Raw genomic sequence first — 18,370 nt, forward strand, 5'->3', positions numbered from 1 at the left:
GATGCGGTTTCGGTGGTGGGTGCTGTTGATGCTGTTGATCATCGGCGTGGCGGCCGTGAGCGTCTGGCGCGGCTGGATCTCAGTGCCGGCGCAGTGGAATCCCTGGGCACCGCTGGACGTGAAGGCCGTGCCCAATTTTCTGACCCGCTACAAACTGATGCGCCTGAGCGATGATCCGCAGTTGTGCGATCAAGCCCTGAGCAGCTCTGGATTGCGCGTAACCCATCAGGCCGACAGCCCCGACGCGACGTGCCCGTTGATCAATACGTTGCGTGTGCAAGGCGGCGAGGTGGCGCTGAGCAGCAGTTTCCTCGCCAGTTGCCGCCTGGCGGTGTCGTTCGCCCTGTTCGAACGCCACGCCCTGCAACCCGCGGCGCAAGCGGTCTACGGCCAAGCGGTAACGCGGGTCGACCATCTCGGCAGCTTTGCCTGTCGCAACGTCTACAGCCGCGAAAATGGCAGACGCAGCCAGCATGCCAGCGCCGATGCGCTGGATATCGCCGGTTTTCGCTTGGCCGATGGCCGCTCCATCAACGTGCTCAAGGATTGGCCGAAGGATAATCAGGACGCACAGTTTTTACGTCAGGTCCGCGATGGCGCTTGCGGCCTGTTCAGTGTGGTCTTGAGTCCGGACTACAACGCCGCCCATCGCAATCACTTTCATGTGGATGTCGGGCCGTGGTGGGTGTGTCGCTGAAGGCCTGTTATTGAAGGTCAGGCGGCGATGCGCAGGTTTTGCAGGACGATCGGGCGGGCCCAGCCGTTATCGAAGTCGAGTTGTTTCTGTTGCTCCACCAGCTCTTCGGGCGAGAACGGCGGGAATGGCTTGTCCAGCAGATCGAGTTCGAATTCGGCGATTGGCAGGTGCAGCGGACGCGGTTGTGGCGCGGGACCTGCTTCCGGTACAGGCTGACCGGCGGTGAGCACGATCGGGCGGACCCAGCTGCTTTCGAAGTCCTGTTGCTTTTGTTGAGCGACGAGTTCCTGTGCCGGGAACGGTGGGAAAGGTTTGTCGGCCAGGTCCATGTCGAACTCGGCAATCGGCAGGAACAGTGGCTCGGGCGGGCGGACCTCGGTTTCTTTCACATCGCATTCGCGCTGGGAAATGATGTGCGCCAGCAGTTCGCTGCCAACGGTGGGTTCGACCGGGCTGTCGAGATCGACCGGTGGAAAGTTGAGAGAAGCCGGTACGACATCGCCCGACTGATCGGCCAGGGCCTGGGCAAAAAAATCCTGCCACAGGTGACTGACGCCGCTCAGTGCTTGGGAGTTTCGTAGACCAAAATCGCCGTGTCGCGAGATGTAGCCTATCGATGTGCGTTGAATGTCTGACATTTCTCTCGGTCGACGCTCAGCTCTGGCAAAATGCTCGATAGTTTTGTTATCGGCCGTTTTTGCCGATCATTAATTTTTTGAGCGTATTTTCCAATGATTGAGCAACCTGCGGCCTGCCGCATCCATGTCGAGGCCCTGGCCGCGACTTTTCAGCCACAGGCCGAACAGTGGGCCGAGCGCCTGGGTTTGCCGATGCAGGTGGATGACGGAGAGTTCGCCTTGCAGGTCGGCGACCAGGGTTTGCAACTGCAGCAATTGGGCCCGGACGCACCGGGGCCGGTGCGGGTGGACTTTGTCGAGGGCGGTGCGGCCCATCGCCGCTTGTACGGCGGCGGTAGCGGTCAGATGATCGCCAAGGCTGTCGGGGTTGCCCAAGGCGTGCGTCCGCGCGTGCTGGATGCCACGGCAGGGCTGGGCAAAGATGCGTTCGTGCTGGCGAGCCTGGGCTGCGAGATGAGCCTGATCGAGCGTCAGCCGCTGATTGGCGCGTTGCTTGAAGATGGCCTGGCACGCGGCGCGGAAGACTTTGACGTGGCGCCGATTGTGGCGCGGATGCGCTTGCTCAAGGGCAATTCGATCGAGGTGATGCGCAATTGGGAAGGCGAGCCGCCGCAGGTGATCTACCTCGACCCGATGTTTCCCCATCGTGAGAAAACGGCCTTGGTGAAGAAGGAAATGCGCCTGTTCCGGCCGCTGGTAGGCGATGACCCGGATGCGCCTGCACTGCTCGAAGCGGCGTTGGCGTTGGCCAGCCATCGAGTGGTGGTCAAGCGCCCGCGCAAGGCGCCGTGCATTGAAGGGCCGAAACCGAGTCATGCGCTGGATGGTAAATCCAGCCGGTATGACATTTATCCGAAGAAAGCGCTCAAGCCTTAAGACCGCGTCGCGCCCTTCGCGAGCAGGCTCGCTCCCACAGGGGATCTACGGTGTTGCATAGATCCAGTGTGGGAGCGAGCCTGCTCGCGAAGGGGCCAGACCGGACAACCGAAACCTATCAGGCTGACTCAGGCCGATACGCCCGCATAAACAATTCCACCACTTCCTGCACATGGCTCTCGGCCGCATCCCCGGTCAGCGGCTCGCCGCAGCCATAAAGCAGCCTGAAATTCCCCGCCCCCTTGAGCAGGCAGAAGAAATGCTCGGCCGCATTGCGCGGTTTGTCGATGCTTAACGCGCCGCTGTGATCAACCTTGGTCAGCAACCGTTCCATGCCCTGCAGCATGCGCTCAGGCCCGGCCTCGAAGAAGATCAGCGAGAGTTTCGGGTCCTGGCTGCCTAACGTCATCATCAGCCGATGCAGGTTGACCGATTCGTCGCTGTTGATCAGTTGATGAAAGCCGCGTGCGATGTTCAACAGCACCGTTTCTACGGCAGTGCCGTCCAGCAATTCGAAAAACAACGTCGGCAATTGCTCTTCGCACTTGGCCATCACGGCGGCGGAGAACAGCGTCTCCTTATCGTTGAAATGGCTGTAGACCGTCAGCTTCGACACGCCGGCCTCGGCCGCGACGGCGTCCATGCTGGTATTCGCATAACCCTTGCTCAGAAACAGAATTTTCGCCGCATCGAGGATCGCCTGGCGTTTGGCCAGATCCTTGGGACGGCCCGGGCCGTTGGGTACTGAAAGATTGTTAGGCATATGCGCTTTTATTACTGGACTGGTGAGTTTGCTATTAATAACATACTGCGCAGTATAATTATTCAAAGCACCATTAGCGAAAGGTCCTTCACCATGTTCCGCTATGCCTTGCCCCTCGCGTTGCCAGTCAGCCTGGCGTTTTTATTGTCTGCGTGTGGTCACGAAGAGGCGCCTACAGTCACCATTCGCCCGGCCATGGTGGTTCAGCCAGAGCCTTCGGCCCAGGCGATGGAAAGTTTTCCCGGTGAAGTCCGCGCACGGTATGAGCCGGAACTGGCGTTTCGCATTGGCGGTAAAGTCAGTCGACGACTGGTCGAAGAGGGGCAGCGGGTCAAGGCCGACCAACCTTTGGCGGAACTCGATCCTCAGGACGTGCGCCTGCAACTGGAAGCCACTCGTGCCCAGGTCGCCGCTGCCGAGGCCAACCTGAACCTGGTGCGCGCCGAACGTGATCGCTACAAGACCCTGATGGACCGTCAGATGGTTAGCCGTTCGCAGTACGACAATTCCGAAAACCTTTACCGATCCGGTGAAGCACGCCTCAAGCAAATCAAAGCCGAATTCAACGTTTCGACCAATCAGGCCAGTTACGCCGTGCTGCGTGCGCCGCAGGATGGCGTGGTGGCTAAACGTGCGGTTGAAGTCGGGCAAGTGGTGGCGGCGGGGCAAACCGTATTTACCCTCGCCACCGATGGCGAGCGCGAAGTGTTGATCAGCTTGCCGGAGCAGAGCTTTGGCCGCTTCAAGGTCGGTCAGCCAGTGTCAGTCGAACTCTGGACCCAGCCCGACCAACGTTTCGCCGGGCGCATCCGTGAGCTGTCGCCCGCTGCCGATCCAAAATCGCGCACCTTTGCCGCCCGCATCGCCTTCACCGCCGGCAAGGTTCCCGCTGAACTCGGCCAGAGCGCCCGGGTGTTCGTTCAGACCTCGGATGTGGTGCCGCTGTCGGTGCCGCTTTCCGCACTGACCGCAGAAAACGGCGCGACCTACGTCTGGGTCGTCAGTGCCAACAACACCCTGAAGAAAACCCCGGTGCGGGTCGGTGCCTTCGGCGAGAAAACCGTACCGGTACTCGAAGGACTGAACGCCAGCGATTGGGTGGTGGCCGCTGGCGTCCATGTGCTGCTTGAAGGGCAGCAGGTGCGTCCGGTGGATCGCTCCAACCGCGTGGTCAATCTGGCGGACAAGGAGTAATCCCCGATGGGTTTCAATCTTTCCGAATGGGCGCTGCGTAATCGCCAGATCGTACTGTTCCTGATGCTCTTGCTGGCAGTTGTCGGCGCACTGTCCTACACCAAGCTCGGCCAAAGTGAAGACCCTCCGTTCACCTTCAAGGCCATGGTGATTCGGACCAACTGGCCAGGCGCCACGGCGCAGGAAGTGTCGCGCCAGGTCACCGAGCGTATTGAAAAGAAACTGATGGAAACCGGCGAGTACGAACGCATCGTTTCGTTCTCCCGTCCGGGCGAATCCCAAGTGACGTTCGTCGCTCGCGATTCCATGCACTCGGTGGAAATCCCGGACCTCTGGTACCAGGTTCGCAAGAAGATCAGCGACATTCGTCAAACCCTGCCACCGGGCATCCAGGGGCCATTCTTCAATGATGAGTTCGGCACAACGTTTGGCAATATCTACGCCCTGACAGGCGAAGGTTTTGATTATGCGGTGCTCAAGGACTACGCCGACCGCGTGCAGATTCAGCTGCAACGGGTCAAGGATGTGGGCAAGGTGGATCTGCTCGGGTTACAGGACGAGAAGATCTGGATCGAACTCTCCAACGTCAAACTCGCCACCCTGGGTCTACCTTTGTCGGCGGTGCAGCAGGCCCTTGAAGAGCAGAACGCGGTGTCCACCGCCGGGTTCTTCGAGACCTCCAGCGAGCGATTGCAGCTACGCGTCTCGGGGAATTTTCAGACGGTCGAAGAGATCAAGAATTTCCCGATCCGCGTCGGTGATCGTACGTTTCGCATCGCCGATGTGGCGGATGTGCGCCGTGGTTTCAACGATCCGCCGGCGCCGAGCATGCGCTTCATGGCGGAAAACGCCATCGGTCTGGCCGTTGCCATGAAGGACGGTGGTGACATTCTGGTGCTGGGCAAGGCGCTGGAAATCGAGTTCGACCGGATTCAGAACAATCTCCCTGCCGGTATGCAGTTGCGCAAGGTCTCTGACCAGCCCGCCGCCGTGAAAAGCAGTGTCGGTGAATTTGTTCAGGTGCTGGTGGAAGCGCTGGCAATCGTCCTGCTGGTGAGTTTCTTCTCCCTCGGCGTGCGCACCGGCATGGTGGTAGCGCTGGCGATTCCTTTGGTATTGGCGATGACATTCGCCTGCATGTATTACCTGGGAATCGGCCTGCACAAGATTTCCCTCGGGGCATTGGTACTGGCGCTGGGTTTGTTGGTGGACGACGCGATCATCGCCGTGGAAATGATGGCGATCAAAATGGAGCAAGGCTTCGACCGGATCAAAGCCGCCAGTTACGCCTGGACCAGCACCGCATTCCCGATGCTCACCGGTACACTGATCACCGCTGCCGGCTTCCTGCCGATTGCCACTGCGCAATCGGGCACGGGTGAATACACGCGCTCGATCTTCCAGGTGGTGACCATCGCGTTGCTGGCCTCGTGGGTGGCGGCTGTTGTGTTTGTGCCTTATCTGGGGGAAAAACTCCTGCCGGATCTGGCGAAGATTCATGCCGCCAAACATGGCACCGGCGACGGCCAGCCCGACCCTTATGGCACTCCGTTCTATCAGCGCGTCAGACGCTTGGTGGAGTGGTGCGTAAGGCGGCGCAAGACGGTCATTGTCCTGACGGTCGTGTTGTTTATCGGTTCTGTCATTTTGTTTCGCTTTGTGCCGCAACAATTCTTCCCTGCATCGGGTCGTCTGGAATTGATGGTCGATCTGAAACTGGCGGAAGGCGCTTCGTTGAGCAACACCCGCGATGAGGTCAAACGCCTCGAAGCACTGCTCAAGGATCACGCCGGTATCGATAACTATGTCGCTTATGTGGGTACCGGTTCGCCGCGTTTTTACCTGCCGCTGGATCAACAACTTCCTGCAGCGAGCTTCGCGCAGTTTGTAGTCCTGGCCAAAACCATTGAGGACCGCGAAGTCCTGCGCACCTGGCTGATCGAGGCCCTCAAGGAACAATTCCCGGCCCTGCGTGCGCGGGTGACACGTCTGGAGAACGGGCCACCGGTTGGCTATCCGATGCAGTTCCGGGTCACCGGTGAGCACATCGAGGAAGTCCGCGCGCTGGCCCGTAAAGTCGCGGCCAAGGTTCGCGAGAACCCGCATGTGGTCAACGTTCATCTGGATTGGGAAGAACCGAGCAAAGTGGTTTATCTGAACGTCGATCAGGACCGCGCCCGGGCGCTTGGCGTGAGCACCGCAAACCTGTCGAAGTTCCTGCAAAGCTCTCTGACCGGTTCCAGCGTCAGCCAGTACCGTGAAGACAACGAGTTGATCGAGATTCTGTTGCGCGGCACGTTGCACGAACGCACCGAACTGTCGCTGCTGCCAAGCTTGGCGGTGCCGACCGACAATGGCCGCAGTGTTGCACTGTCGCAGATTGCGACCCTGGAATACGGCTTCGAAGAAGGCATTATCTGGCACCGCAACCGCTTGCCGAACGTGACGGTGCGTGCCGACATTTACGGCAAGGAGCAACCGGCAACGCTGGTGAAGCAGATCATGCCGACCCTCGATCCGATTCGCGCCGAACTGCCCGACGGCTACTTGCTGGAAGTCGGCGGCACTGTGGAAGACTCGGCTCGCGGGCAGAACTCGGTGAAGGCAGGTGTACCGCTTTTCATCGTGGTGGTGCTGACGTTACTGATGCTGCAACTGCGCAGTTTCTCACGCACGGTAATGGTGTTTCTGACGGCGCCTTTGGGTTTGATCGGTGTGACCTTGTTCCTGATGGTGTTCCGCCAGCCGTTCGGTTTCGTCGCCATGCTCGGGACCATCGCGCTGTCGGGGATGATCATGCGTAACTCGGTGATTCTGGTGGACCAGATCGAGCAGGACATTGCTTCCGGGCTTAAGCCTTGGCAGGCAATTATTGAAGCCACGGTGCGGCGCTTCCGGCCGATTGTGTTGACTGCACTCGCGGCGGTGCTGGCGATGATTCCGCTGTCGCGCAGCGTGTTTTTCGGGCCGATGGCGGTGGCGATCATGGGCGGGTTGATTGTCGCGACGGCGTTGACGTTGCTGTTTTTGCCGGCGTTGTATGCGGCGTGGTTCAGGGTCAAGAAAGAGGCCGTTTGATCTTGGCGGCCTTCGGGCCGACCAGGCTCTTGTTGTTGGTGTACATATCCGTTTGTGCGGTAACGGCCGCTATTGGTTTCGCCCTTACGGCGACTCCCTTTGGCAAACGCCCCAAAGGAAGCAAAGGTCTCGCCCCGAGCGTCCGGCCCCTCGCTTAGGCTCGGCGTGCCTTCGTTCCGGCATTCATCTGGGGGCATCGCCTCCGGTCGGCTTCGCTTCGACCTCCTCTCGATGTGTTCGACTTCGTCGAACGGCGCTGCGCGCCTCCCCCCAGATGAACACCTCCACTCAGCCTCCCGAAGGGGCGGGTGGATCAAGATCAAGGGCTGCAGGCGAGCTAACGCTCGGCCTGATGAGTGGTGAGAAGCGGGGTTGTATGCCGATCCATTGTGGGAGCGGGCTTGCTCGCGAAGACGGCCTGACAGACGACCTATTTTTTGCGGATGCACACCATCCCCCTGTGGGAGCGAGCCTGCTCGCGATGGCGGCCTGACGGCCGACCTATCTTTTGCAGATGCACACCATCCCACTGTGGGAGCGAGCCTGCTCGCGATGGCGGCCTGACAGCCGACCTATCTTTTGCAGATGCACACCATCCCACTGTGGGAGCGAGCCTGCTCGCGATGGCGGCCTGACGGCCGACCTATCTTTTGCAGATGCACACCATCCCACTGTGGGAGCGAGCCTGCTCGCGATGGCGGCCTGACGGCCGACCTATCTTTTGCAGATGCACACCATCCCCCTGTGGGAGCGAGCCTGCTCGCGATGGCGGCCTGACGGCCGACCTATCTTTTGCAGATGCACACCATCCCACTGTGGGAGCGAGCCTGCTCGCGATGGCGGCCTGACGGCCGACCTATCTTTTGCAGATGCACACCATCCCCCTGTGGGAGCGAGCCTGCTCGCGATGGCGGCCTGACGGCCGACCTATCTTTTGCAGATGCACACCATCCCCCTGTGGGAGCGAGCCTGCTCGCGATGGCGGCCTGACGGCCGACCTATCTTTTGCAGATGCACACCATCCCACTGTGGGAGCGAGCCTGCTCGCGATGGCGGCCTGACGGCCGACCTATCTTTTGCAGATGCACACCATCCCACTGTGGGAGCGAGCCTGCTCGCGATGGCGGCCTGACGGCCGACCTATCTTTTGCAGATGCACACCATCCCACTGTGGGAGCGAGCCTGCTCGCGATGGCGGCCTGACGGCCGACCTATCTTTTGCAGATGCACACCATCCCACTGTGGGAGCGAGCCTGCTCGCGATGGCGGCCTGACGGCCGACCAATTTTTGCTGATGTGCACCGTTTCAATGCAGGAGCGGGCTTGCTCGCGAAGGCTGTTTAACATTCAGCATTGAAGTCACCTGATACACCACTTTCGCGAGCAAGCTGATCTGGTCAAGTAATCCTGGACCACTATCTGGCTCAACCCTGCGAAAAACAGGCAAACGAAAAAGCCCGCTGAACCTGTAAAGGCCAGCGGGCTTTTTGCGGTTTTCAGTCGCTCAAAAATTACAACGTACCAAACACCTTCTTCGCCAAACTCGTCGCTGCCGCCGCAGGATTCTGGCGAATGGTTTCTTCCTGTTTACCAATCATCTCGAACAGACCGTTCAACGCCTGCTCGGTCACGTAGCTTTCGATGTTGGCGCTCTTCGCATCCACCACACCCAGCGTCGCAGCTTGCCCGGCGAACGAGTTGTATTGCTGGGCCAGGCCGACCTGGTCGGTGGCTTGCTTGACGATTGGCAGGAACTTGACGCGGATCTGTTCGCGGCTGGTTTTGTTCAGGTATTGAGTGGCCGAGTCCTTGCCGCCGCTGAGAATGCCCTTGGCATCTTCCACGCTCATCTTCTTCACCGCGTCCACCAGGATCGGCTGGGCTTGGGTCACGGCGGTTTCAGCCGCTTTGTTCATGCTGGTTTCCAGCTGGTCGACCTGGTCGCCCATGCCGAACTGTTTCATTTTGCTGGCGACTTTGCCCAGTTTGCCCGGCAGCTCGATTTTCACGTCCGGGTTGTTGCTGAAGCCACCCGGCGTACCGAGTTGTTTCACGGCCAGTTGCGCGCCTTGGGTCAGGGCATCTTTGAGGCCACCGGTGGCGTCTTTTTGTGACAGGTCGTTGAGCGACAGCGCCAGGGCGCTGGCGGAGATCATCAAGCCTGCGCACAGGCCGGCGAAGCGAAGGGTAGGGCGGAGCATGGCAGCTTCCTTGTTCAAAATTGAGAGTTAGCGGACGGCGTCGACGCGGATTTTCAGTGGCTGCGGATCGCTGCCATCCAGCTGCACGGCGTGATGTTCGGTGGTGATGAACATCAGTTCGCCATTCACTTCGATCCGTGCGCTGACCGAATAACGATGGCCCGGTTTGACCTGCGTTGGATCGTAACTCAGATGAAACGGCAACGGCACCTGGCCTTTGACCGGGCCTTTCTGTTCGCCAAGGACCACGGCGGGCGCATCGGCCAGGGACACGTCCTGCAAGCTGACGCTTAAGGTGGCGCTCGGCGGCAGGGCGATGCGTTGCAGGTAGAACACTTCGCCATCGAGGGCGGTTTTAGCGGCGGGTTGCATCGACTGACAGGCGCCCAGCAGGGTGGTCATGGCCAATAAAGAGAGTTTTTTCATCGCAGATCTCCAATTAATGTGGGAATGAGCCTGCTCGCGAAAGCGGTGTGCCAGACAACTGAAATGTTGAATGTTAAACCGCATTCGCGAGCAGGCTCGCTCCCACAGGGATTTCATCAGGCCTCGGGCTGTGTGGCGACCTGATCCGCCGCATCTTCACTGCGATGCAACGCGACCTGACGGATCGACAAGCGAATTTCCGCTGGCAACACTCGCTTGGCCGCACCTTCGGCCAGTTCGCCGAGCAGTTCGTGATAGCTCAGCTTGCCGGCCTCGTCTCGCTTGAGCACGTCGAGGTCGAGCATGGTCTGGATGAAGTGGCGGAACAGGCTCTTGTCGAAGAACTCCGGGGCGTTGAGGCCATGGAGGATCGACAGGCGCTGGGCCATGACCGTGCACAGGTCTTCCAGCTCTTCGGCGCTGATGCTGTTCTGACCGCTGTTGAGCAGCAGCGAGACCGTCATGTAAAAGCGCTGCAAGGTCTGGGCGATGCTTTTCGACAGCAGGGTCAGCAGGACGAAATGCCGCGAGCTCGGCGCCGGCCGCAGGTAGACGTCGTTCTCGAAACGCAGCAGACCTTGCTCGACGAAGGCTTCGAGCCATTGATCGATCACCGCATCCAGTTCGTCCAGCGACCAGCGAATGAACAACTCCGATTGCAAGTACGGATAGAGCGCGCGGGTGTAGCGCAGGATCTGTTCGCGGCTCATGCGCGAGGCGCTCTGGAAGAAGCTCGCCAGCAACGCCGGCAAGGCGAAGATGTGCAAAACGTTGTTGCGGTAGTAGGTCATCAGGACGGCGTTCTGCTCGTCCAGATACAGAATCTTGCCCAGGGCATCGCTCTGCTCGGACAGCAGGTCCATGTCCTTCACATGCTCGATCAGCGCGCGGCCGTCACCTTCCGGCAACGTGGTGTGCGGCGAGTACGGGACCTTGCGCAACAGCGCCAAGTACAGATCGAGCACCCGTGCCATCGCACGATCGTCCAGGGCCAGTCGGCTGGTGGACAGCAACGCCAGGGCCACAAGGTTGACCGGGTTGATCGCCGCCGCTTCGTTCAGATGCTGCGCGACTTTCTCGCCGAGGCGGTTGGTGGTTTCGTTGAGCCAGGCCGGTTTGAACTGCGGACCGAGTTCCTGCTGGCGCCAGTCCGGTTGTTCGCTGTCGAGGAATTCCGCCAGTTTGATCGGTTCGCCGAAGTTCACCGCCACTTGGCCGAAACGCTGCTTGAGCGCGCCGATGACTTTGAAGATGTCGAAGATCGATTCTTTCTTCTTGCTCGCGCCACGCAGTTCGCCGAGGTAGGTCCGGCCTTCCAGCACACGCTCGTAGCCGATGTAGACCGGGATGAACACGATCGGCATGCGCGATGAACGCAAGAAGCTGCGCAGGGTGATCGCCAGCATCCCGGTTTTTGGTTGCAGCATGCGTCCGGTGCGCGAACGGCCGCCCTCGACGAAGTACTCCACCGGGAAGCCTTTGGTAAACAGAGTGTGCAGGTATTCGTTGAACACCGAGGTGTAGAGGGGGTTGCCCTTGAAGGTGCGGCGCATGAAGAACGCACCGCCACGCCGCAGCAGGCTGCCGATCACCGGCATGTTGAGGTTGATCCCGGCGGCGATGTGCGGTGGGGTCAGGCCGTTGCGGAACAGCAAGTAGGACAGCAGCAGGTAGTCGATGTGGCTGCGATGGCACGGCACATAGATCACTTCGTGACCTTGCGCGACCTTCTGCACGCCTTCGATGTGGTTGACCTTGATCCCGTCGTAGATCTTGTTCCAGAACCAGCTCAGCACCACTTCCAGAAAACGAATGGCGGTGTAGGTGTAGTCCGAGGCGATCTCGTTGCCATAGCGCAGGGCCTGGGCCTTGGCTTTCTCCGGGGAGATGTTTTCACGCTCGGCTTCGTCGAGGATCGCTTGCTTGACCAGTGGTTGATTCAGCAGGCCTTTGACCAGGTTGCGGCGGTGGGAAATGTCCGGGCCGATCACCGCCGCTTTCAGGTTGCGGAAGTGCACCCGCAGAATCCGCTGGGCCATGCGCACGGTGCGCTCGTGGCCCTTGTTGTGGTCGATCAGTTCGCGCAAATGGATCGGCGCGGAGAACTGCACCCGGGTTTTGCGCCCCAGCACAATAATGCTCAGCAACCGACGCAGACGCCCGGTGACCGCCCAGCTGTCGGCGAAGAGCAACTTCCACGGGCTCGATTCGCTGTCTGGCGACTGACCCCAGAACACGCTGACCGGAATGATCTGCGCGTCTTCGGCGGCGTTCTGGCTCAGGGCGCTGACCAGGCGAGTCAAGGTCGGCGGTGCGCCACGCTTATCCTGACGGCCGAGCCAATCGGGCTCTGGCGTCAGGTAAAAGAACGCCGCGGGTTCCTCCAGCGTACCTACCGATACTGGCAACACCGGGCGCGGCAGGCCCGCCTTGCTGCACTCGGTATCGACCACGGCCAGGTCGGTCAGCGAAGGGTTTTGCAGGACGTAGAACACCGGACGGCTGCGGTCGAGGTTGAGGGTGAACGACGACTGATTGATCGTCTCCGAGCGAACCCAGAGGTACAACAGTCGGCGCAGGGTGCCAAACACAAGACGGCGGAACGGGGAACGGGTCATACGGGATCTGCATGAGTGAATAAAACCGAGCGTTTGCTCGGGTGGCCGGTAGTGTGCCGTATTCGCCGAAAATCGGCAAAAAAGCGGCTAAGTAAAGTGAGTTGAGAGTTTTGGCGGCTGTCATATACTCGGCCGTTCAAAATAAAAACAAGGGGGTACTGACATGGCTACGCGCGAAACCGGCAATGTGAAGTGGTTCAACGACGCCAAGGGCTACGGCTTCATTCAGCGCGAGGACGGGGTGGACGTGTTCGTGCACTACCGCGCGATTCGCGGCGAAGGGCATCGCTCGTTGGCTGAAGGCCAGCAGGTTGAATACGGCGTGGTGACCGGCGAGAAAGGTTTGCAGGCTGAAGACGTAGTCGGCTTGTAAATCCGCTCTTCAGATCACCCAAAACCACTGTGGGAGCGAGCTTGCTCGCGATAGCTGACTGACATTCAACATTCATGTTGACTGAAAGGGCCTCATCGCGAGCAAGCTCGCTCCCACAGGTTTTGTGTACAGTTTTTAGACAGTTTTCCAGGTGATCTCTTCTTCACCATCCGCGCTGATGCGCATCCAGCGATCCGCTGTCTCTTCACCTTCTTCCTCGACCCAGCTACCTGGTGCGCAACGCACTTCGACGTTCAGCGCGGCAAACGCTGCGCGGGCGCAGGCGATGTCGTCTTCCCACGGGGTCTGGTCGCTGTCCAGGAACAGGCTGTTCCATTTGCCCACGGCTTTCGGCAGCCAGGTGACCGACACGTTGCCGGCCTTGCACTTATAGGTCTGGCCTTTCTGAACCCAGTCGGTGCATGGGCCCAAAGCAGTGCCGAGCCAGGCCGCGACGGCCTTGTAGTCGACGTCGGCGTCTTTCAGGTAAATCTCGATATCGGGTTGGCGCATGGATGTCCTCACTGCGGGTCTGAAAAATCCATTCGCGGATTTAGCCGGCCTCAAGCCGTTGCTCAAGACCAAAAATTTATAGTTTATTGAAGTACGAAATAATCGTAGCGCATTGAAACAGTGACCTCGAACGGCTCGACCTGTTCGATGACTGCCGCGCGGCGTTCAGCACTGGCGCGCCAGCCGTGAGGGGTCATGGCCAACAGGTTCGCACGGTCCTGACCCTTGTCCAGCGTCAGTTTGAACTCCAGGGTTTCACTGTGCTGCAGCGCCATGCCTTCCGGCACCAAAGCCAGATGCTTGTCATCGGTGTATTCACGCACTTCGTCGTAAAGCCGCTCACGCAATTCCATCAGATGGCCGCTGGTCGGCCCGACTTTCATCAAACCACCGCCGGGGCTGAGCAGGCGCTTGGCTTCCTCCCAGTCCAGCGGGCTGAAGACGCTGGCGAGAAACTGGCAGCTGCCGGAGGCCAACGGCACCCGCGCCATGCTGGCGATCAACCAGGTCAACTGCGGGTTACGTTTGCAGGCGCGTTTGACGGCTTCCCGGGAAATATCCAACGCGTAACCATCGGCGTTGGGCAAGGCCTCGGCGATTTGCGCGGTGTAGTAACCCTCGCCACAACCGATGTCCAGCCAGCGCTGGGGCGCGTATTGCGCCGCCAGTTCGGCCAGACGCTTGGCCACCGGCGCGTAATGGCCGGCGTTCAAGAAGTCGCGCCGGGCTTCGACCATCGCCAGGTTATCCCCAGGCTCGCGGCTGTTCTTGTGCTGCACCGGCAACAGGTTCAGGTAACCCTGACGCGCACGGTCGAAACGATGCCCGGCGGGGCAGGCCACGCCGTTGTCCACCGCGTTCAGCGGTTCACTGCAGATCGGGCAGGCGAGCATCAGGCGAGCAACTTGATCAGGGTCTGATAGTAAATTTCGGTCAGCACGTCGAGGTCGGCAGCCAGCACACGCTCGTTGACCTGGTGGATCGTCGCGTTGACCGGGCCCAGTTCAACCACCTGCGTACCCATGGTCGCAATGAAGCGCCCGTCCGAGGTGCCACCGCTGGTGGAGGCTTTGGTCTCGCGACCGGTCACGTCCTTGATGCTCGACGCGACGGCATCCAGCAACGCACCCGGCTCGGTGAGAAACGGCAGACCGGACAGCGCCCAGTCGATGTGCCAGTCCAGGCCATGCTTGTCGAGGATGTCAGCGACGCGCTTTTGCAGGCCTTCGACGGTGGACTCAGTGGAAAAGCGGAAGTTGAACACCGCCACCAGATCACCCGGGATCACGTTGGTCGCGCCAGTGCCGGAGTTCACGTTGGAGATCTGGAAGCTGGTCGGCGGGAAGAAATCGTTGCCGTGGTCCCAATGCTCGGCGGCCAGTTCGGCCAGCGCCGGGGCGGCGAGGTGGATCGGGTTTTTCGCCAGGTGCGGATAGGCCACATGGCCCTGTACACCGCGCACGGTCAGCTTGGCGCCGAGGGAACCGCGACGGCCGTTCTTGACCACATCGCCCACCAGAGTGGTGCTCGACGGTTCGCCGACGATGCACCAGTCCAGACGCTCCTTACGGGCGACAAGGCGTTCGATCACCGCTTTGGTGCCGTGGTGCGCCGGGCCTTCTTCGTCGCTGGTGATCAGGAAAGCGACCTTGCCCTTGTGATCCGGATAGTCGGTGACAAAACGCTCGGCCGCCACGGTCATGGAAGCGAGGCTGCCTTTCATATCCGCCGCGCCCCGGCCGCAGAGCATGCCGTGTTCGTCGATAACTGCGTTGAACGGGTCGATTTGCCAGGCGGTCACCGGGCCGGTCGGCACCACGTCGGTGTGACCGGCAAAGCACAGCACCGGGCCGTCGTGTTTACCGTGGGTCGCCCAGAAGTTATCCACATCTTCGATGCGCATCGGTTCCAGCGCGAAACCGGCATCGCCCAGGCGCTGCATCATCTGCTTCTGGCAATCGGCGTCGACCGGCGTCACGGACGGACGGCGGATCAGGTCGATGGCGAGTTGAAGGGTCGGCGAAAGGTCGGCGTGGGCCGTCATGGGGAACTCCGGAAGCTTAAAGTTGGGCATGGGCTAATGTGGGAGCGAGCCTGCTCGCGAATGCGGTGTGTCAGTCAACATAAACGTTGATTGTTACACCGCATTCGCGAGCAGGCTCGCTCCCACAAGGTTGGGTTTGATCGGCAAACCGTATTCTGCCAAGCCCTGCAAAATGGCGGTTATCTTAAAGCAAAACGGCGGCCATTGGCCGCCGTTTAGTGCATCTGGAACGATTTAGACCGCCGGAGCCGTCTCGCCCTCGACCACCGGTTTCGGCAGCGAAGACAAGAACGCCATGATCAGCGCCGCCAGGTACGGCAATGATTGCACGAGCAACATCGTCACCCAGAAGCGCATGTCGTTGCTCGGCAGGCCGTTCACCAGGAAAATCCCCAGCGCCGCGCTCCACAACAGCAACATGATGAACATTTCTTCGCGAGCTTCCGAAATCGCCACCCAGAAGCCGTGGTTATCGGCGTTTTTCGGGGTGCGGAAGAACGGAATGCTACTGGTGAAGAAACCGTACAGCACCGCTTTGGCGATGGTGTGCGACAACGCCAACCCTGCCAGTGCCGCGCAGAACGCATCCTTCAGGTTGACCCCCACCGCACGGCGGTAGAGGAAGATGATCTTGCCAACCTTGAACACGAACAGCGCCAATGGCGGGATCGCGAAAATCAACAACGGTGGATCGACCCGCTGCGGCACGATGATCATCGCCGCCGACCACAACAGGGCGCCGACGGTGAAGAAGATGTTCATGCCATCCGCCACCCACGGCAACCAGCCCGCGAGGAAGTGGTAACGCTGGCCACGGGTCAGCTCGGTGTCCTTGCCGCGCAGCAAACTGGCGGTGTGACGCTTGATGATCTGAATCGCGCCATAGGCCCAGCGGAAACGCTGTTTCTTGAAGTCGATAAAGGTATCGGGCATCAGGCCTTTGCCGTAGCTGGTGTGGTAATACGCCGCTGACAAGCCTTTCTCGAACACGCGCAAACCCAACTCGGCGTCTTCACAGATGCACCAGTCAGCCCAGCCCAGTTCCTCGAGCACCGAGCGCCGGGTCATGGTCATGGTGCCGTGCTGAATGATCGCGTCACGGTCGTTACGGGTGACCATGCCGATGTGGAAGAAACCTTTGTATTCGGCGTAGCAGAGCTTCTTGAAGGTGCTTTCGTTCTGGTCGCGGTAATCCTGTGGCGACTGCACCACGGCGATTTTCGGGTCTGCGAAGTGCGGCACCATGTGCTTGAGCCAGTTCGGGTCGACGCAGTAGTCCGAGTCGATCACCGCAATCACTTCGGCATCCTTGGCGGTGTGCGGAATCAGGTAATTCAGCGCGCCACCCTTGAAGCCGGCCAATGGCGCGACGTGGAAGAACTTGAAGCGCGGGCCGAGGGTTTCGCAATAATCGCGCACCGGCTCCCAGACCGCCGGGTCCTTGGTGTTGTTGTCGATGATCAGGACTTCGAAGTCCGGATAGTCGAGGTTGGCCAGGGCGTTGAGGGTCTGTTTGACCATCTCCGGTGGCTCGTTGTAGCAAGGCACGTGAATCGAGACTTTCGGTCGGTAGTCCGAATCGCCGACCACCGGCAGGAATTCACGCCGGCGTTTGTGGGTCCAGACCGCTTCGGCCAGTTCATGCGCCTCGGTCAGCAAAACAATAAAGACCCCAAGTGCGCCGAGCGCGAGCAGGAATCCTACTGTCAGGCTGAACCAGGTGCTGTATTGCTGGCTGTAGTCGTAACCGATCCACACCAACACCGAACCGCACAGGAACGCGATAAAGGTCAGGAAGGTGCGGCCACGTTGGCGCAGGGCCGAGCCGTCGATCATCAGCAAGGTCAGGGACAGCAACGCCAGCACCGCCGAGCCGATTGCCAGCACGCGCCATTGCGGGATCGCGACCACCGGGCCTTCGAAGTTGAATTTCTGCTGGCGCGCGGCGTTGAACACGCCCCAATACGCGCCCACCGAACCTTCGTCAGTGGCCTTCCACGGCTGGTCGAAGGCTTCGATCACGAAGTAGTTGAAGCCCTGGCGATTGAGCTTGTTGACCAAGGTCCGCAGATAAATCGCCTGGTCTGCCGGCGACGCGTCGGCACCACCGCGCATACGGCCGTTGCTCGGCCAGCCGACTTCCGACAGCAGCAGCGGTTTTTTCGGGAACATCTTTTTCAGGTCACGGGCGCGGTCGAGTACGAACTGCCCGGACTGCTCCATCGGAACATGTTCCCAGTACGGCAGGACGTGGGCGGCGATCAGGTCGACGTGCTTGGCCAGGCTCGGGTTTTCTTCCCAGACGTGCCATTGCTCGGAGGTCGTCACCGGTACTTTCACTGCCGCGCGGACGCGATCAAGGATCACGCTCAGTTCGGCGGCGGTAATTTCCTTACGGAAGATCGCCTCGTTACCGACCACGACGCGAACCACGCTGCGGGAGGTATTGGCCAGGTCAATGGCGCGCAGGATTTCACGCTCGTTGCGCGCCAGATCCGGGCTGATCCAGATACCCAGCGTCACGCGCAAACCGAATTCTTCGGCGAGCTTGGGGATATCACCCAGGCTGCCATCGACCGAGTAAGTACGGATGTTGTCCGTCAGCTTGCTCATGATCTCCAGATCGCGACGCATTTCATCGTCGGTCGGATATTGCTCTTTTTGCGGGTACTGCCCTTGCTGGAACGGCGAGTACGAAAAGCCGGAGATCTGTTCAGGCCAGTTGGGGGCGGTGACCGGGCGATTGATCAGCGCCCAGAAGCCGGTAAACAAGGCTGCGATGGCGAGCACCACGACCAGGTTGAGTCCAAATTTACGCGATGACATAGCTTTTTCGGGTTCCGGAGGCTGTGGAACGAAGGAACGGTCGGCGGCCGATTGCCAAGAGGCTGGGGGCGCGCATCCTACACCGGGCGTTCACTGACCGTACAGCGGACAGGGAAATGCCGG

At 60.2% G+C, this 18,370-nt stretch carries 14 protein-coding genes; 5 read left to right on the forward strand and 9 right to left on the reverse strand.

Annotated elements, in window-relative coordinates; genetic code table 11:
* The first annotated feature begins 1 nt into the window (after position 1).
* Positions 2–697 carry an extensin-like domain-containing protein gene (locus JFU47_RS23180; protein ID WP_201185901.1) on the forward strand — a complete coding sequence of 232 codons (696 nt, stop codon included), beginning with the start codon at positions 2–4 and terminating at the stop codon, positions 695–697.
* A 17-nt stretch (positions 698–714) separates the two neighbouring features.
* Here JFU47_RS23180 and JFU47_RS23185 read toward each other — a convergent pair whose 3' ends face one another.
* Positions 715–1,335 carry an energy transducer TonB gene (locus JFU47_RS23185; RefSeq protein WP_140892561.1) on the reverse strand — a complete coding sequence of 207 codons (621 nt, stop codon included), beginning with the start codon at positions 1,333–1,335 and terminating at the stop codon, positions 715–717.
* Positions 1,336–1,428: 93 nt separating this feature from the next.
* On the opposite strand from JFU47_RS23185, the gene JFU47_RS23190 reads away from it, so the two are divergent.
* Complete coding sequence (locus tag JFU47_RS23190) at positions 1,429–2,211, forward strand: class I SAM-dependent methyltransferase (RefSeq protein ID WP_033056325.1); 783 nt, start codon at positions 1,429–1,431, stop codon at positions 2,209–2,211.
* Between the two features lie 118 nt (positions 2,212–2,329).
* On the opposite strand, the gene JFU47_RS23195 is transcribed toward JFU47_RS23190, so the two are convergent.
* Positions 2,330–2,974, reverse strand: coding sequence for a TetR/AcrR family transcriptional regulator (locus JFU47_RS23195; protein WP_201185902.1), 645 nt, complete (start codon positions 2,972–2,974; stop codon positions 2,330–2,332).
* A gap of 93 nt (positions 2,975–3,067) precedes the next feature.
* Between JFU47_RS23195 and JFU47_RS23200 the strand changes: the two genes are divergently transcribed.
* Positions 3,068–4,168 (forward strand): efflux RND transporter periplasmic adaptor subunit, encoded by a 1,101-nt coding sequence (locus tag JFU47_RS23200; protein WP_201185903.1) that lies wholly within the window; start codon positions 3,068–3,070, stop codon positions 4,166–4,168.
* Between the two features lie 6 nt (positions 4,169–4,174).
* Complete coding sequence (locus JFU47_RS23205) at positions 4,175–7,246, forward strand: efflux RND transporter permease subunit (RefSeq protein ID WP_201185904.1); 3,072 nt, start codon at positions 4,175–4,177, stop codon at positions 7,244–7,246.
* Between the two features lie 1,511 nt (positions 7,247–8,757).
* On the opposite strand, the gene JFU47_RS23210 is transcribed toward JFU47_RS23205, so the two are convergent.
* The 3 genes from JFU47_RS23210 to plsB form a co-directional block, all read right to left on the reverse strand.
* Positions 8,758–9,447: a DUF4197 domain-containing protein gene (locus tag JFU47_RS23210; RefSeq protein WP_140677673.1), complete on the reverse strand. Its 690-nt coding sequence runs from the start codon at positions 9,445–9,447 to the stop codon at positions 8,758–8,760.
* 27 nt (positions 9,448–9,474) lie between these two features.
* The gene (locus tag JFU47_RS23215; protein ID WP_140677671.1) at positions 9,475–9,873 is read right to left on the reverse strand and encodes a YbaY family lipoprotein; all 399 of its coding nucleotides are present in this window, start codon (positions 9,871–9,873) and stop codon (positions 9,475–9,477) included.
* A gap of 116 nt (positions 9,874–9,989) precedes the next feature.
* Complete coding sequence (gene plsB, locus JFU47_RS23220) at positions 9,990–12,491, reverse strand: glycerol-3-phosphate 1-O-acyltransferase PlsB (protein ID WP_201185910.1); 2,502 nt, start codon at positions 12,489–12,491, stop codon at positions 9,990–9,992.
* A 163-nt stretch (positions 12,492–12,654) separates the two neighbouring features.
* Here plsB and JFU47_RS23225 point away from each other — a divergent pair, with 163 nt between their 5' ends.
* Positions 12,655–12,864: a cold-shock protein gene (locus tag JFU47_RS23225; protein ID WP_008146705.1), complete on the forward strand. Its 210-nt coding sequence runs from the start codon at positions 12,655–12,657 to the stop codon at positions 12,862–12,864.
* Positions 12,865–12,999: 135 nt separating this feature from the next.
* On the opposite strand, the gene JFU47_RS23230 is transcribed toward JFU47_RS23225, so the two are convergent.
* The 4 genes from JFU47_RS23230 to JFU47_RS23245 form a co-directional block, all read right to left on the reverse strand.
* The gene (locus JFU47_RS23230; RefSeq protein WP_008146702.1) at positions 13,000–13,377 is read right to left on the reverse strand and encodes a hypothetical protein; all 378 of its coding nucleotides are present in this window, start codon (positions 13,375–13,377) and stop codon (positions 13,000–13,002) included.
* Positions 13,378–13,460: 83 nt separating this feature from the next.
* Complete coding sequence (locus JFU47_RS23235; protein ID WP_201185912.1) at positions 13,461–14,270, reverse strand: putative RNA methyltransferase; 810 nt, start codon at positions 14,268–14,270, stop codon at positions 13,461–13,463.
* Complete coding sequence (gene dapE / locus JFU47_RS23240; RefSeq protein WP_123365795.1) at positions 14,270–15,421, reverse strand: succinyl-diaminopimelate desuccinylase; 1,152 nt, start codon at positions 15,419–15,421, stop codon at positions 14,270–14,272. Before dapE ends, JFU47_RS23235 begins: the two co-directional genes overlap by 1 nt.
* Positions 15,422–15,655: 234 nt before the next feature.
* On the reverse strand, positions 15,656–18,247 hold the full coding sequence (locus JFU47_RS23245; protein ID WP_140677664.1) for a glycosyltransferase: 2,592 nt from the start codon (positions 18,245–18,247) through the stop codon (positions 15,656–15,658).
* Positions 18,248–18,370: the final 123 nt, after the last annotated feature.

It is taken from the genome of Pseudomonas sp. TH39(2020), from assembly GCF_016650715.1.
GTDB classification, from domain to species: domain Bacteria; phylum Pseudomonadota; class Gammaproteobacteria; order Pseudomonadales; family Pseudomonadaceae; genus Aquipseudomonas; species Aquipseudomonas mandelii_C.